This is a genomic window from Acidovorax sp. GW821-FHT10E04 (genome assembly GCF_059415185.1).
Map to the genome: position 1 here is coordinate 166,964 of NZ_JBWKMT010000003.1, position 15,232 is coordinate 182,195.

The 15,232-nt window shown below is 63.3% G+C and carries 14 protein-coding genes; 11 read left to right on the forward strand and 3 right to left on the reverse strand.

Annotated features, from left to right (window positions below):
• Positions 1-26: 26 nt before the first annotated feature.
• The 10 genes from sucC (at position 27) to tfpZ (ending at position 12,032) form a co-directional block, all read left to right on the forward strand.
• Positions 27-1,187 (forward strand): ADP-forming succinate--CoA ligase subunit beta, encoded by a 1,161-nt coding sequence (sucC, locus tag AC07OC_RS10185; protein WP_218339453.1) that lies wholly within the window; start codon positions 27-29, stop codon positions 1,185-1,187.
• A 15-nt stretch (positions 1,188-1,202) separates the two neighbouring features.
• A complete protein-coding gene (gene sucD, locus AC07OC_RS10190; protein ID WP_218297169.1) occupies positions 1,203-2,099 on the forward strand; it encodes a succinate--CoA ligase subunit alpha in 897 nt (298 codons plus the stop codon).
• Positions 2,100-2,251: 152 nt separating this feature from the next.
• On the forward strand, positions 2,252-2,938 hold the full coding sequence (locus AC07OC_RS10195) for a TerC family protein (RefSeq protein WP_218339452.1): 687 nt from the start codon (positions 2,252-2,254) through the stop codon (positions 2,936-2,938).
• A 244-nt stretch (positions 2,939-3,182) separates the two neighbouring features.
• Positions 3,183-5,816, forward strand: coding sequence for a CHASE2 domain-containing serine/threonine-protein kinase (locus AC07OC_RS10200; RefSeq protein WP_218339451.1), 2,634 nt, complete (start codon positions 3,183-3,185; stop codon positions 5,814-5,816).
• A gap of 17 nt (positions 5,817-5,833) precedes the next feature.
• A complete protein-coding gene (locus tag AC07OC_RS10205) occupies positions 5,834-6,622 on the forward strand; it encodes a Stp1/IreP family PP2C-type Ser/Thr phosphatase (RefSeq protein WP_218339450.1) in 789 nt (262 codons plus the stop codon).
• Between the two features lie 44 nt (positions 6,623-6,666).
• Positions 6,667-7,317, forward strand: coding sequence for an FHA domain-containing protein (locus AC07OC_RS10210; protein WP_218297165.1), 651 nt, complete (start codon positions 6,667-6,669; stop codon positions 7,315-7,317).
• Positions 7,318-7,426: 109 nt separating this feature from the next.
• Positions 7,427-9,628, forward strand: coding sequence for a CHASE2 domain-containing protein (locus AC07OC_RS10215; protein WP_494601427.1), 2,202 nt, complete (start codon positions 7,427-7,429; stop codon positions 9,626-9,628).
• 13 nt (positions 9,629-9,641) lie between these two features.
• Entirely contained in the window at positions 9,642-10,430 is a 789-nt protein-coding gene (locus AC07OC_RS10220; RefSeq protein WP_218339449.1) for an MBL fold metallo-hydrolase, read from the forward strand.
• 206 nt (positions 10,431-10,636) lie between these two features.
• Entirely contained in the window at positions 10,637-11,200 is a 564-nt protein-coding gene (locus AC07OC_RS10225; RefSeq protein ID WP_218339448.1) for a pilin, read from the forward strand.
• Positions 11,201-11,258: 58 nt separating this feature from the next.
• On the forward strand, positions 11,259-12,032 hold the full coding sequence (gene tfpZ / locus AC07OC_RS10230) for a TfpX/TfpZ family type IV pilin accessory protein (protein ID WP_218339447.1): 774 nt from the start codon (positions 11,259-11,261) through the stop codon (positions 12,030-12,032).
• Between the two features lie 92 nt (positions 12,033-12,124).
• On the opposite strand, the gene moaC is transcribed toward tfpZ, so the two are convergent.
• Positions 12,125-12,604 (reverse strand): cyclic pyranopterin monophosphate synthase MoaC, encoded by a 480-nt coding sequence (gene moaC, locus AC07OC_RS10235; protein WP_218339446.1) that lies wholly within the window; start codon positions 12,602-12,604, stop codon positions 12,125-12,127.
• A gap of 209 nt (positions 12,605-12,813) precedes the next feature.
• Here moaC and AC07OC_RS10240 point away from each other — a divergent pair, with 209 nt between their 5' ends.
• Positions 12,814-14,262: a M48 family metalloprotease gene (locus tag AC07OC_RS10240; RefSeq protein ID WP_255590983.1), complete on the forward strand. Its 1,449-nt coding sequence runs from the start codon at positions 12,814-12,816 to the stop codon at positions 14,260-14,262.
• On the opposite strand, the gene AC07OC_RS10245 is transcribed toward AC07OC_RS10240, so the two are convergent.
• Together AC07OC_RS10245 and AC07OC_RS10250 are read right to left on the reverse strand one after the other, a co-directional pair.
• The gene (locus AC07OC_RS10245) at positions 14,230-14,583 is read right to left on the reverse strand and encodes a phage holin family protein (protein WP_218297158.1); all 354 of its coding nucleotides are present in this window, start codon (positions 14,581-14,583) and stop codon (positions 14,230-14,232) included. The two genes, AC07OC_RS10240 and AC07OC_RS10245, sit on opposite strands and share 33 nt — an antisense overlap.
• A 103-nt stretch (positions 14,584-14,686) precedes the next feature.
• Positions 14,687-15,145, reverse strand: a complete 459-nt coding sequence (locus AC07OC_RS10250; protein WP_218339445.1) for a hypothetical protein — start codon at positions 15,143-15,145, stop codon at positions 14,687-14,689.
• Positions 15,146-15,232: the final 87 nt, after the last annotated feature.

Here is a 15,232-nt window from a genome sequence, read left to right on the forward strand (position 1 = left end):
CACCATCCTTCCCTGAGAGAGACCTCATGAAGATTCACGAATACCAAGGCAAGGAAATCTTGCGCAATTTTGGTGTGCCCGTTCCGCGCGGCATTCCCGCATTCACGGTGCAAGAAGCCGTGGAAGCAGCCCAGAAACTGGGCGGCCCCGTGTGGGTCGTCAAGGCCCAGATCCACGCCGGTGGCCGTGGCAAGGGCGGCGGCGTGAAGGTTGCCAAGACCATCGACGACGTCAAGCGCATCGCTGGCGAGATCCTGGGCATGCAGCTCAAGACGCACCAGACCGGCCCCGAAGGCCAGAAGGTCCGCCGCCTGTACATCGAAGACGGCGCCGACATCAAGAACGAACTGTACGTCTCGCTGGTCACCGACCGCGCCACGCAGAAGGTGGCCCTGATCGCTTCGAGCGAAGGCGGCATGGACATCGAGGAAGTGGCGCACTCCACGCCCGAGAAGATCATCACCGAGATGATCGATCCGATTGCCGGTATCACCACCGAGCAGAGCAAGAAGGTCGCAGCCGCCATCGGCCTGACCGGTGCTTCCATTGACCAGGCCGTGGACATCTTCGCCAAGATCTACAAGTGCTACATGGACACCGATGCGTCGCTGGTGGAAATCAACCCGCTGAACTGCGACTCCAAGGGCAACCTGATGGCCCTGGACGCGAAGTTCAACTTCGACGCCAATGCGCTGTTCCGCCACCCTGACATCGTGGCTTTCCGCGATCTGGACGAAGAAGATCCAGCCGAAGTGGAAGCATCCAAGTTCGACTTGGCCTACATCAGCCTGGACGGCAACATCGGCTGCCTGGTGAACGGTGCCGGCCTGGCCATGGCGACCATGGACACCATCAAGCTGTTCGGCGGCGAGCCGGCCAACTTCCTGGACGTGGGCGGCGGCGCCACCCCCGAGAAGGTCACCGAAGCCTTCAAGATCATGCTCAAGAACCCCAAGGTCGAAGGCATCCTGGTCAACATCTTCGGCGGCATCATGAAGTGCGACACCATCGCCACCGGCGTGATCACCGCCTGCAAGGCCGTGAACCTGAACGTGCCGCTGGTCGTGCGCATGAAGGGCACGAACGAAGAGCTGGGCAAGAAGATGCTGGCCGAGTCCGGCCTGCCCATCATCGCCGCAGACACCATGGCCGAAGCTGCGACCAAGATCGTTGCTGCCGTCAAGTAAGCCCGGAGAACACACATGTCGATCTACATCAACAAAGACACCAAGGTCATCACCCAGGGCATCACGGGCAAGACCGGCCAGTTCCACACCGAAAAGTGCCAGGAATACGCGAACGGCAAGAACTGCTTCGTGGCAGGCGTGAACCCCAAGAAGGCCGGCGAGTCGATCTTCAACATCCCGATCTACGCCTCCGTCAAGGAAGCCGCATCGCAGACCGGCGCCACCGTGTCGGTGATCTACGTGCCGCCCGCAGGCGCTGCTGATGCGATCTGGGAAGCTGTGGAAGCCGACCTGGACATGGCCATCTGCATCACCGAGGGCATTCCGGTCAAGGACATGCTGATGGTGCGCAACAAGATGAAGGCCAAGGAAGCCGCCGGCGGCAAGAAGACCCTGCTGCTGGGCCCGAACTGCCCCGGCCTCATCACGCCCGACGAAATCAAGATCGGCATCATGCCCGGCCACATCCACCGCAAGGGCCGCATCGGCGTCGTGAGCCGCTCCGGCACGCTGACGTACGAAGCCGTGGCCATGTTGACCGAGGTGGGCCTGGGCCAGTCGAGCGCCGTGGGCATTGGTGGCGACCCCATCAATGGCCTGAAGCACATCGACGTGATGAAGGCGTTCAACGACGATCCGGACACCGACGCCGTGATCATGATCGGCGAAATCGGCGGCCCTGACGAAGCCGAAGCCGCCCAGTGGTGCAAGGCCAACATGAAGAAGCCCATCGTGGGCTTCATCGCTGGCGTGACCGCGCCTCCCGGCAAGCGCATGGGCCATGCAGGCGCGCTGATCTCCGGCGGCGCCGACACGGCCGATGCCAAGCTCGCCATCATGGAAGAGTCGGGCTTCATCATCACCCGCAACCCGTCGGAGCTGGGCAAGCTGCTCAAGGCCCAGCTCAAGTAAGCTGCCGGCCCTACACCGGCACGGGCATTCGTAAGCACAATTACGGACGCCCGCAGCCGCAAGGCCCGATAAACTGGCCGCTCCAATAAAAAGAGAAGCGCTCGGAACCCTGGTTCCCGGCGCTTCTTGCATTCATAACAGTGGAGTTCAGTATGGAGTTTGTGCAAAGTGCCGATTTCTGGATCGGCCTGATGAAGATCGTCTGGATCAACATCATTCTTTCGGGCGACAACGCCGTCGTCATCGCCCTGGCGGCCCGGTCCCTCCCTCCCCATCAGCAGCGCAAGGCGGTTTTCTGGGGGTCTGGCGCGGCAGTGGTGCTGCGCATCCTGCTCACCGTGGTGGCAGCCAAGCTGCTGGAGCTCTCGTTCCTGCAGATCGTCGGCGGCTGCCTGCTGCTGTGGATCGGCTTCCAGCTGCTCAGTGACGATGAGGAAGAGGAAGGCGAGTCGAAGGCCTATGGCAGCCTCATGGCGGCGGTGCGCACCATTCTCATTGCGGACCTCGTGATGAGCCTGGACAACGTGATCGCCGTTGCCGCTGCGGCGCACGGCAACGTGCTGCTGCTGGTGCTCGGCCTGGCCATCAGCATTCCGCTCGTGATCTTTGGCAGCACGCTGATGATCAAGCTCATGGAGCGCTTCCCCGCCATCGTGCTGATGGGGGCCGCCTTGATTGGATGGGTGGGGGGCGAAACCATTGCCAATGACGCAGCGCTGCATGGCTATGTGGTGGCGCATCCTTCGCTGCACTATGTGGCCGCGGCGCTTGGCGCGCTGCTGGTGGTGGGCGCCGGGAAATTCTGGCCCCACAGGGCCCGGCGGGAATCGGCGGCCTGATTACGCCCCATCACATGGTGCAACAAACTGTTGCACCATGTGACAAAAGTGGCACCCTGACAGCGTGGCGGCCGCCCCGCCACGACAAGAAGGGCATCCGTGCCTGCAGGGGCCCAGCGGCGCCGCGGTAGCGGCGACGGCCGCGCACCCCGCCCGCCCGGGCGCAGATATTGCTTTTATCCACACAAATACAGTGTGGAACCAATAGCAAGTGGGACGAACAACCTCGGGTCGGTGGCTGGGCATGTGGCGGACCGATGGGTTTCGGGGCGCAGTGGCCTCGGCGGTGGTCATTGCGCTGTGTGCGGCCGCTGGTGTCTTCCAGTCCCTGGAATACCGCGTGTATGACGCAGCGAGCAGTGTCGCTACACCCCCCCCCTTGCCTGAAATTGTCATCGTCGGCATGGACGATGCCAGCCTGGCAGCACTGGGAAGCGCACCCTGGTCCCGCGATGTCTACGCCCGGCTCGTCGACCAGCTGGCGGCCGCGGGCGCCAAGACCATTGTCTTGACCCCTTCCTTCGCCACCCCTGAATCCGACCGCGGCCTTACCTACGTCCGCAAGGTGCGGGAGACGCTTGCGCGTGCCGGAGACACATCTCCGCTGGCCGCCGAGTTGGGCCGTGCCACCGCCGAGGCGGAGCAGGCGCTCGACACCGATGGCCGCCTCGCGGCCAGCATCCAGCGCGCCGGCAATGTGTTCCTGGCCTCAAGCTATGCCCTGGCCGGAGGAAAGGCCACGCCGCTGCCCCCCTATGCGCACCGCAGCGTCCTGCCCGACTCCGGGTCCTTCGCCACGCCCGCCACATCGGCCCGGCACCCCATCGCGGAACTCGGCTCCGTGGCGGCAGGCATCGGCCACCTGTCCATGGAAGCGGATGACGACGGCCGCGTGCGCCGCATCCCCCTGCTGCTGCGATATGACGGAGTCGCGGTGCCCTCGCTGGCATTGCTGGCAACGCGGCACAGCCTGCATCTGGGCCCGAACGAGATCCGCACCCAGGACGAGCCGCGCGGTGTGCGCGTGGGCGGACTGCACATTGCCACGGACGAGGCCGCCGCCATGCACCCGCGCTTTCATGCTGCGCAGGATGGCGCGACACCGTTTCCCACGGTGTCCTTTGCCCAGGCGCTCAGCGGCAAGGTGCCCCTTCACACCTTCAAGGACAAGGTCGTCTTGGTGGGGGACACCAGCGAGGCACTGGCGGCCCCCTGGGTTCAGCCGGGCGCACGGACGATGTACCCGGTCGAGATGCTCGCGCACACCGTCTCCGCCATGCGGCAGGGCCTCGGTGTGCAAAGACCCTCCTGGGCGCCCGCGGCTGCATGGGGGGCGGTGCTGGGGGCCTGGCTCTTCGCGGCCTTGGTTCTTCCCCGGCTTTCGCGTGCCGCGGGATGGGCGCTGAGCGCAGTGCTGCTGTTGCTCCTGGCAGGCATCGAATGGGGCTTGCTGCGCCATGCCGGGCAGTGGATATCGTTGGCACCCGGCACCCTGGCCTTGCTCGTGGGGGTGGTGGCATTCACCGCGCTGCGCATGGGGGGAGGCAGCACCCAGGAATCGTCCGGGGAAGCCGCCGAAACCGACCGCATGATGGGGCTGGCCCTGCAAGGGCAGGGGCAGCTCGACATGGCATTCGAGCGCCTGCGCAAGGTACCTCCCAGTGATGCCTTGATGGACAACCTGTACCACCTGGCGCAGGACTTCGAGCGCAAGCGCAACTTTGCCAAGGCCAAGTCCGTCTACAAGCACATCCTGCAGCACAACCGCGCCTACAAGGATGCATATGCCCGCTACAAGCGCGTGCGGGCCCAGCTGCAGAAGGACGTGGATGGCCCGCCCTCCAGCACGCCCGCGTCGGTCCCGCCGGCCTCGCCGCGCCTGCCGGGCGATGCCACAGCCGGTATCCCGATGCTCGGTCGCTACCGGATCGACAAGGAGATCGGCAAAGGAGCGATGGGCGTCGTCTACCTGGGACGGGATCCGAAGATCGGGCGCGTGGTCGCCATCAAGACGCTGGCCCTGGGAGAGGAATTCGAAGGGGACGCGCTGATCGACGCGAGGGCCCGCTTCTTCCGCGAGGCGGAAACCGCGGGACGCCTGCAGCATCCCTACATCGTGACGATATTCGATGCCGGCGAAGAACACGACCTCGCCTACATCGCCATGGAATTCCTCAAGGGCTCCGACCTGACGCAGGCATGCCGGGCCGGGCAGCTCCTGCCCGTGGACACCGTGCTGTCCATTGCGGCCCGCGTCGCCGAGGCACTGGACTATGCCCATGCGCACAACGTGGTGCACCGCGATATCAAGCCGGCCAACATCATGTTCGACGCCGCCACGGACGCCGTGAAGGTGACGGACTTTGGCATCGCGCGCATCACGGACTCCAGCAAGACGCGCACGGGGATGGTCCTGGGCACCCCCAGCTTCATGTCGCCCGAGCAGCTCGCGGGCAAGAAGGTGGATGGCCGATCGGACCTGTATTCCTTGGGCGTCACGCTGTTCCAGCTGCTGACCGGGTCCTTGCCGCTGCGCGGCGAGTCGATGACCGAGCTCATGCACAAGATCGCCAGCGTGGACGCACCCGACATCCGCCAGCTGCGGCCGGAGCTTTCATCCGCGGTGGCCCGCGTGGTGGCCCTGGCCCTCCAGAAGCGCCCGCAGGCGCGCTACCAGACGGGGCGGCAATTCGCTTCCGACCTGCGCCAGGCAGGCGCAGCATCCTCGGCGCCGGAAGTGTTACCGGGCCCGGAAGCAGTCGTCTATGATGCGGACCGCGATGCAACAGGGCATGAAATGGCGGATTTTCAGGAAACCGTGATGGAGCCACCCGCCGGGCGGGGTGCGGCATCCCCGCCGATTCCAGGCGCCCGATGACGCACGCCTCCACATCCATGACCTACGAATTTTTCGCGCGGACCGACAAAGGCCGCGTGCGCACCAACAATGAAGACGCGGTGGCGGTCGACCGGGATGCGCAGGTCGCCATCCTGGCCGATGGCATGGGCGGATACAACGCCGGCGAAGTGGCAAGCGGCATGGCCACCACCTTCATCCGCACCGAGATGGCCCGCTGGCTGGGGCAGGCAGGCGGCACGCCGCAATCCACCGACGTACGCCGCGCCCTGGAAATCTGCGTGGAGAACGCCAACCACGCGATCCTTGGAGCGTCGTTGTCCAACCCCCAGTACGCAGGGATGGGCACCACGCTGGTGGTGGGGGTCTTCCACGGCAGCCGCCTCATCCTCGGGCACATCGGCGACTCCCGCTGCTACCGCGTGCGGGACGGCGTCCTGCAGCAGATCACGCGCGACCACTCCTGGCTTCAGGAACAGGTGGATGCCGGCTTGCTCACCGCACAGCAAGCGGCCCTGTCGTCCAACCGCAACCTGGTCACCCGCGCGCTGGGCGTGGAGCCCAACGTCATGATGGAAGTCAACGAATTCCAGGTCGCGCCGAATGACTTGTTCCTGATGTGTTCGGACGGGCTCACGGACATGGTCGCGGACGCGGACCTGGCGGAACTGGTGCGGGCACCTATTCCCCTGGAGGAAAAAGCCACACTGCTCATCGACACCGCCAATGCGAATGGTGGCCGTGATAACGTGAGCGTACTGCTGGTGCAAGCGGCCGCGGGAGGCAAGAAGCGCGGCCTTATGTCCCGATTGCTAGGGGCCGCGTGAGTGGCCGCTACTACAACAATTACTCATCACATCAGGAGTGGATCATGCCCAGAATGATCGTTTCAATCGACGGAGTTGTCATCAAGGAAGTGCAACTGACCAAGGAGCGGACCACGCTGGGCCGGCGCCCCTACAACGACATCGTGATCGACAACCTCGCGGTGAGCGGCGAGCATGCCGTCATCCACATGGCGGGCCAGGATGTGGAGATTGAAGACCTGGGCAGCACCAACGGCACCTACGTCAATGCCAAGGCCGTCAAGCGGCAGGAACTGCGCAACGGCGACACGGTCGAGGTGGGCAAGTACAAGATCCGCTTCCTGCACGAGGCCGAGGGGCAGAACTTCGAGAAGACCATGATCTTCAAGCCCGGCATGGTCCCGCCCGTCGGCGCAGCCGCGCGCCCCGCAGTTCCGGCGCCGGCTCCTGTTCCCATTTCCGCGGTCATCCGGGTCATGTCGGGAGCCGCCGCCGGGCGTGAAGTGTCGCTGCAGAAGGTGGTCACCACCATTGGCAAGCCTGGCGTGGCGGTTGCATCCATCACCAAGCGCCATCAAGGATTCGTGCTGGCCCATGTGGAAGGTCCCGACATGCCGTTGCTCAACGGCGCCTCCATCGGAACATCGCCCGTGCCGCTCAAGAACGGTGACCGGCTCGAACTGGCCGGCACGGAAATGCAGTTCGAACAGAGCTGACCGCCACCGCCGGACTGCAGCAGCCCCATAGGCGGCTCATTCCGGCCCACTGCCCCTGGAATTCGTGCGCAATCCCGTCTTGCACCTGTTCTGGCGCCATGGGCGGCGCATGGCGGTCACGTTGATTCCGCTGGTATTTGCGCTGCTGCACATTGCAGGCGTTCTTCATCTCCAGGTCCTGGAGCGGCTGGAAAACATCATCTACGACACCCGGCTGCGCGCCACTATGCCGCGCACGCTGGACGAGCGCATCGTCATCGTCGACATCGACGAGAAAAGCCTGGAGCGGGTGGGGCATTGGCCCTGGGGGCGGGACAAGCTCGCCACCCTGAGCCGTGAATTGTTCGAGCGCCAGCAGGTGGCGGTCGTGGGTTTCGACGTCCTCTTTGCGGAGGCCGACGGAAGCTCGGGACTCTCGAGCCTCGAGCAGCTGGCCCGGGGCCCCTTGCGGGCCCAGGCAGGGTTCAAGGAACAACTCGCGCGCCTGGCCCCGGCGCTCGACTATGACGCGCTCTTCGCCCGGTCGCTCCAGGGGCGGCCGGCGGTTCTGGGCTACTACCTCACCAGCGACCGGGACGGAAGGACAAAAGGCGTGTTGCCCGCGCCAGCGCTCTCCCCGGAGCGGCTGCGCGGGCTACCGCTGAAAGCCACTTCCTGGGGCGGCTATGGCAGCAACATCGAAGAGCTCGCCAGCGCCGTGCCCGCCGCAGGCTTTTTCAACTCCATCACCGATGACGATGGCGTCGTCCGCTCCCTTCCCCTGCTTGCTGAGCACCAGGGGAAGTACTATGAATCCCTCGCGCTGGCGATGTTTCGCACGGTGCTTGGCATGCCGGAAGTGCACCCCGGCTTTGCCAGCCCCCTTCCTGAAGGCGGATACGACACGCTGCAGAGCGTCGTGCTGCGCCAGGATGGCCGCGCGCTGGCATTGGCCGTGGACGCCCAGCTCGCAACCCTCATCCCCTTTCGCGGCCCCGGGGATGTCGGCGGTGGGTCGTTCCGGTACATCTCCGCGTCCGACGTCCTGGAGGGCAAGCTCCCTTCCCATAGCCTGCAAGACCAACTGGTGCTGGTGGGCTCGACCACGCCCGGCTTGCTGGACCTGCGCGTGACCCCGGTGGGCCGCACCTACCCAGGCGTGGAGACGCACGCCAACATGCTCTCGGCCTTTCTGGACGGGAAAAGCATCGTGCGGCCAGACTACGCCGTGTACTTTGATGCCGTACAGCTGCTCATCGCAGGCCTTTTGCTGGCGGTGGCGCTTCCAGCGCTTTCGGCGACCTCCGCGGTCTTGCTCAGCCTTGGGACCGTCTCAGTCCTTGCCGCGCTCAATCTCTGGCTCTACCTCGCCCATGGCCTGGCCATGCCATTGGCTACCGTGGTGGTGATGGCGGTGTTCGCATTCGCCCTGAACATGGTCTACGGCTACTTTGTGGAAAGCCGCTCCAAGCGGGAACTGGCTGCGCTGTTTGGCACGTATGTGCCGCCGGAACTGGTGGACGAGATGGTCAAGCAGCCCGAGAAGTACAGCATGCAGGCGACCAACCAGGAGCTGACCGTGATGTTCTGCGACATGCGGGGGTTTACGGCCATGTCGGAACAGATGGAACCGCTGCAACTCCAAGCCCTGCTCAACGAGGTGTTCAGCCGGCTCACCCACATCATTCGCAGTCATCGCGGCACCATCGACAAGTACATGGGGGACTGCGTGATGGCGTTCTGGGGGGCGCCTGTGGCTACCCTAGAGCACGCCAATCTCGCAGTACATGCCGCGCTGGGCATGGCTGAGGCGGTGCGCCAACTGAACCAGGAGCACCAGAGCCGGGGCCTGCCGGCCATCGGCATTGGCATCGGACTGAACACCGGAACCATGTGTGTGGGCGACATGGGCTCCGACATCCGCCGCAGCTACACCGTGATTGGCGACGCGGTGAACTTGGGGTCGCGCCTGGAGGGCCTGTCAAAAATCTATGGTGTGGAAATTGTGGTCAGCGAGACGACCCGGGCCCAGGCCGTGCAGCACCAATGGCAGAAGCTGGACCAGGTGCGCGTGAAGGGCAAAGTACAAACCGTCGGCATCTACACGCCGTGGAGCCACGCGGCGCAGGCGCCCAAAATCCGCTGGGAACAGCTGCTGGCCACCTACCGCGCCCAGAACTGGGCCGAATGCCGTGAGCTGCTGCTGCAGCTGGCTGCGCAGCCAGAGTGCAACGCCACGCTGCACGCCCTGTACACACAGCGCGTCGAAGTTAGAGCGGTGTTACCCTACGATCCCCACTGGGACGGCGCCACCAACTTTGACAGTAAATAACCCCCCCGCTTCTTTGCACGTGCGCGTGCTTGGCTGCTCGGGCGCCATCGCCCAGGGCTGCCGCACCACATCCTTCCTGCTGGGTAAGCACATCCTCGTGGATGCAGGCACGGGTGTGGGCGACCTCACGCTGGATGAGATGCAGGCCATAGACCATGTGTTCTTGACCCACTCCCACCTGGACCATATCGCTGCACTGCCCCTCATGCTGGATGCGGTCTCCTCTCGGCGCACCTGTCCCGTCGAAGTGCACGCACTGCCCGAGACCCTGAACGCGCTGCGCCAGCACATCTTCAACAACGTCATCTGGCCGGATTTCACCCGCATCCCGACCGCCGAGACACCCTTCCTGCGGCTACAGCCCCTGGCCATCGGCGACCTGCTGAACCTGGCGGGTACCACGCTCGAAGTTCTCCCCGCCCGCCACAGCGTGCCCGCCGTGGGCTACGCCGCACGCGGCGCCACCGGCTGGTGGGTGTACAGCGGCGACACCGAAGGCCAAACACCAGGTTTCTGGGACCGCGTGAATGCTTTGCATCAATCCGGCGGCGGGGTGGCGGCCCTCTTCATCGAAACGGCTTTCAGCAACCGCGAGCAGGAGTTGGCACGCAAAAGCCAGCATTTATCTCCGCACACCCTTGCACGAGAACTGCTCGCTCTGAAGCCTGCAGCCCGGTTTCCCATCTACGTCACGCATGCCAAGCCACAGGAAAGCAAGCTCATCATGAGAGAAGTTTGCGCGCTGGAGCAGCGAGAGTTTCGGCTAATCGATTTACAAACGGTAACGGCACTGTATGTGTGAACATACACAACACTTTTGCAAGACAAAATTGTCGCACCTTGTCCAATAGTCTCGCCCTCCTAACAAGGGGTTGCCATTTGGGCGAGCTCGGTTGCCATTTTTGCAAGCTGATACAGCCAAATCATGCTGGCACAAAAACTGCTAGTCTCAGCATAACCCGCAGGCATCTCTGCGGGTACCGTTCACCCTACTCCAAGGAGAAATGTATGAAGCGTTTTGCACAAAAGGGGTTCACCCTGATCGAACTGATGATCGTGGTGGCCATTATCGGCATTCTGGCGGCTGTGGCTCTGCCTGCTTATCAGGATTACACGATTCGGTCGCGCATTACTGAAGGACTGGGCTTGACAGAACCGGCAAAAGCTCAATTGGCGTCGGAAGGTATGTCTTCTCTTGTGGATATGGGCATGGTGACATTTAACTGGAATGCTCAAGCTGGCGGTCTGGGCGCCACGTCCAAGTTTGTTACCTCCATTTTGTTTTCTGGAGCTCCCGGTGCCGCTGGTGGCGCTCAAACGGCAAATCCCGTGATCACCATTCTTTATAAACCAGCTGTGGGTGTTGTAGCAGGCGCAGACACCATTACCTTGACACCTTGGGTGCGTGATACCGCTGCAGGTCAGGCAGCTTTCGCTGCCGTTACCGCCGGTGTATCGGGTGTGCTTGACTGGGGTTGCGCTTCTAAATCCACGACTAGGGCTACTGCAGATGGTATCACCGTAGCAGCTGCATTGGTAGAAGCAAAGTACGCGCCCGCACAATGCCGTTAATTCGTTTTGCGGCATAAAAAGAGGGCGCTTCGGCGCTCTTTTTTTTGAGAAATAGCAAATGCACAAACAAAGAATCGTTGTGGCCTCCAAAGCCTTCGGCACTCACCTTATGCTGAGCGCACTCGTGGCACTATTAGTAGCCTACGTGGTCTTACGAGTGTGGTTTCCACACCCATTTGGCATGCTCGCTGGCGGTTTGCACCTTTTTTGGATATTGGTGGGTGTAGATGTAGTATGCGGACCGCTATTGACGGCTTTTCTATTTAATCCAGCCAAGTCGCGCCGTGAATTGGTATTGGATCTCTCCCTTGTAGCGCTGATACAGCTGGCCGCATTGAGCTACGGTCTCTATAGCATCAGCCAAGCACGCCCCGTAGTTCTGGCATTTGAAACAGACCGCATTGTGGCCGTGTCAGTTTCGCAAATAGACCCCGCTGATTTGCCCCAGGCTCCAGCCCCATTTCAAGCATTATCCTGGAGGGGCCCCGTATTATTGGGAACACGCAATGCAATTGGAGGCGATGAAAAACTGAAGAGCATCGAAATGTCGCTACAAGGTGTAGAGCCTAGTGCGCGTCCCGGCTGGTGGCAACCTTACGAAGACAGCCGCGTTGAAGTGCAACAGCGTATGAAAAAGCTGACGCTCATACGTGAACAGCAAAAACCTTCGGATCAGGCCAGCATTGATGCTGCCGTGCAAAAAACCGGTCTACCGATAGATCGAATCCATTATCTGCCTTTGACAAGCCAAAAGTCGCTGGACGCGTGGATTGTCCTACTAGACGCCGAGGCTCACATCGTTGGCTATGCGCCTGTGGGCGGGTTTGAGTGAGTTGAACGAGACGCAACCGACTACTGCTCGGCTTTGTCCACATGCTTTGCCGCAGTACGAATTCACTGACGCAGGACAGGCTGCGCGCCATCTCATGCTACAAGGCTACTGGACTTGCCTCCGTGCTTTTCCAGCACCCGGACACCGCCGATTTCCATCCCCTTGTCCACCGCCTTGCACATGTCATAGACAGTGAGCAACGCCACCTGCACCGCCGTCAGAGCCTCCATTTCCACTCCCGTCGGCCCCACAGTTTCAACGGTGGCCGTGCACTGAACAGCATGCTCTGCAGGCAGCAGTTCAAAGTCCACCGCCACCCGCGTGAGTGCCAGCGGGTGGCACAAAGGAATCAGCTCGCTGGTCCTCTTTGCGGCCATGATGCCTGCCAGACGGGCGACGCCTAGCACGTCGCCTTTCTTGGCAGTGCCTGACTCAATCAGCGACAGTGTCTGCGGCTGCATGTCAATGCGGCCTCTGGCGATGGCCACTCGGTGCGTTGCGGGCTTGCCGCCAACGTCCACCATATGGGCCTGTCCGTGGGCATCAAAGTGGGTCAATGGGGAGGTACTCATAGGTCAGGCAGGCACACTGGCTTACAACAGCGCGCAGAACATTCGAAGGGTCAAGGCATCATACGGGCATGCACACCATGATTTTGCTTTGCTTCGGAGAGCTGTCTGTGTTGAATTTTTGGAAAAAAAGAGCTCTAGCGTTTGCAAGGCAAGCGCTGTCAGTTTCTCTTTTTACAGCAATAGCAAGCCTTCTGACTCCAACCCTGGTCATGGCCCAAGCAGGCCTCCCCACCCTCGGCGACTCCAGCGACCTCACCACCAGCGCCGAGCGCCGCCTGGGTGACCGCATCATCCGCGAACTCTACCGGGATCCCGACTACATCGACGATCCTGTGATCGCGGACTATGTACAAGGCATATGGCGCCCGCTGATGGCTGCCGCCAAGGCACGCGGGGAACTTTCTTCCGAGCTGGATGAGCGCTTTGCCTGGGAAATCCTTCTGGGCCGGGACCGCACCGTCAATGCCTTCGCGCTGCCTGGGGGCTATCTGGGCCTGCACCTGGGGCTCGTCGGCGTTGTGACCAGCCGCGACGAACTGGCCTCTGTGCTGGCCCATGAACTCAGCCATGTCACCCAGCGCCATATCTCCCGCCTGGTCACCCAGCAAAGCAAACAGACGCCCCTGCTGCTGGGCGCGATGATTCTGGGTGCCCTGGCGGCCAGCAAGAACCCGGGTGCCACACAGGCGCTGGTGGTGGGTGGCCAGGCGCTGGCGATGCAGAACCAGCTCAATTTCTCGCGCGACATGGAGCGGGAGGCAGACCGCATCGGCTACGGCCTGATGGCGCCCGCGGGGTTCGCGCCGCAAGGATTCGTGAGCATGTTCGACAAGCTCCAGCAGGCCAACCGTCTCAACGACAACGGCTCCTGGCCCTATCTGCGCAGCCACCCGCTGACCACCGAGCGCATGGCGGACATGCACTCGCGCATTCCTCCGGGTGCCACCACCACGGCGGCAGCGCCTTCCACGCAGGAACACGCAATGGTCGCGGCGCGTGCCAGGGTGCTGTCCAATCCGGGGGTCGACACCCTGCGCCAGTGGATCGCCGAGCCCCAGGGCACGGGGTTTACCTCCCAGCCCGCCACCCGGCGCGCCGCCGTGCTGTACGCGGCAGCCCTGGGCAGCAGCCAACTGCGGGATGCCACAGGCGCGCGCGCGACCGCAAAAAAACTGGAAGATCTGGTTCGCAACGACGCCCCGGCCCACCGGTTGGCAAGGCTGCTGGAGGCCGAAATTGAACTGGCGGCTGGCGAGGCAGGCGCCGCTGTGAACATGCTTTCCAGCGATGTGGGCGGCGGCGGCAACCGCCGCCCTGAACTGGTTCTGCGTTCACAGGCCCTCCTGCGTGCCGGGCGTGCGGCCGAGGGCAGCGGGCCACTGCAAAGCTGGGTTGCCACAAACCCCAGGGACGCCACGGCGTGGCAGCTCCTGGCATCGACCTGGCAGGCCCAAGGCCAGCCGCTGCGGGCCGTGCGTGCGGAAGCGGAGGCGCACGCTGCGCGCTATGACTACGCGGCGGCGGTGGACCGTTTCAAGGCAGGCCAGGATCTCGCACGGCGTGGCGGGCCGCAGGTGGACCACATCGAGGCATCGATCATCGACACGCGGCTGCGGGCCGTGGAGTCACTTCTTCGTGAACAGGCCGCCGAGCGCTGATTCGATCACCACGCCGAGCAGGGAGTAGATCAGCGATCCCAGCAACGCGGCGCCGAAGCCATTGACGTGGAAACCGTCCAGCACGCTGGCCGCCGCCCAGAACATCAGCGCATTGATGACGAAGAGAAAGAGGCCCACGGTGACGATCGTGACCGGCAGTGTCAGCACCACCAGCACCGGCCGCAACACCACGTTGAACAGGCCAATCACAAAGGCCGCGATCAACGCGGACGTGAAGCTTTGCACTTCCACGCCGCTGTAGACATAGGCCACGAACAGCAGCGACGCGGCGCTGAGCAGCCATTTCAGAAGGAGTTTCATGGCCGGAGAATAGCACCGGCCCGGCGCGAAAAGGAAATGCGCGAAGCAGGCCCCCCGCCCCCCGACGCCAGGAAGAAGGCGCCCATGCAGGCCCGCCGCCGGTCTACTCGAGTGCGAGCACCCACAACGCCCCGAAGCCCGTCAGCAGGCTGCCCAGCGTTCCGGGCAGCGGCGACCAGCGCTTGTTGTTGTCGGGACGGGCGGGCTCCTGGGGCATGTCGGTCTTCGGCCGGCGGGCATCCACCACCTGGGCGACAGACGCCCCCGCAGCCTGGAGCTGGTCCGTGAGTTCGGCCAGCGGCCCCTTGGCCAGCACCGTGGTCACCCTGCCCGCAGGCACCCGCAGCACGGGAAGAATCTGGGCGAACAGCTTGTCTGCCCACTTGAGCCGCCAGTTCTCCCGCGCGCTGTGGCTCACCCATTTGCTGATGCGGTGGGTCATTCGCGGCGCGCATGCCACCAGCACCCACTGCGTCTGGGCAGCCGCGTCACGGGCGAACAAGGGTGCCAGCACCTGCTGCGCATATGCCGCGTCGTCCACATACACGATGACTCTGTCCATACCGCCTCTCCTGTTGGTGCCAAGAACAAAGGGGGGCTGAACGCCCCCCTTTTTCTCCTGGCCGGTTCAGATTGTTGCCTCTATTCC

Coding starts and splice junctions, on each gene's coding strand:
- AC07OC_RS10245 (WP_218297158.1), bottom strand. CDS start 14,583: ATGAAACTCCTTCTGAAATGGCTGCTCAGCGCCGCGTCGCTGCTGTTC.
- sucC (WP_218339453.1), top strand. CDS start 27: ATGAAGATTCACGAATACCAAGGCAAGGAAATCTTGCGCAATTTTGGT.
- sucD (WP_218297169.1), top strand. CDS start 1,203: ATGTCGATCTACATCAACAAAGACACCAAGGTCATCACCCAGGGCATC.
- AC07OC_RS10210 (WP_218297165.1), top strand. CDS start 6,667: ATGCCCAGAATGATCGTTTCAATCGACGGAGTTGTCATCAAGGAAGTG.
- AC07OC_RS10215 (WP_494601427.1), top strand. CDS start 7,427: ATGGCGGTCACGTTGATTCCGCTGGTATTTGCGCTGCTGCACATTGCA.
- tfpZ (WP_218339447.1), top strand. CDS start 11,259: ATGCACAAACAAAGAATCGTTGTGGCCTCCAAAGCCTTCGGCACTCAC.
- AC07OC_RS10195 (WP_218339452.1), top strand. CDS start 2,252: ATGGAGTTTGTGCAAAGTGCCGATTTCTGGATCGGCCTGATGAAGATC.
- AC07OC_RS10240 (WP_255590983.1), top strand. CDS start 12,814: ATGGCCCAAGCAGGCCTCCCCACCCTCGGCGACTCCAGCGACCTCACC.
- AC07OC_RS10205 (WP_218339450.1), top strand. CDS start 5,834: ATGACCTACGAATTTTTCGCGCGGACCGACAAAGGCCGCGTGCGCACC.
- AC07OC_RS10250 (WP_218339445.1), bottom strand. CDS start 15,145: ATGGACAGAGTCATCGTGTATGTGGACGACGCGGCATATGCGCAGCAG.
- moaC (WP_218339446.1), bottom strand. CDS start 12,604: ATGAGTACCTCCCCATTGACCCACTTTGATGCCCACGGACAGGCCCAT.
- AC07OC_RS10225 (WP_218339448.1), top strand. CDS start 10,637: ATGAAGCGTTTTGCACAAAAGGGGTTCACCCTGATCGAACTGATGATC.
- AC07OC_RS10200 (WP_218339451.1), top strand. CDS start 3,183: ATGTGGCGGACCGATGGGTTTCGGGGCGCAGTGGCCTCGGCGGTGGTC.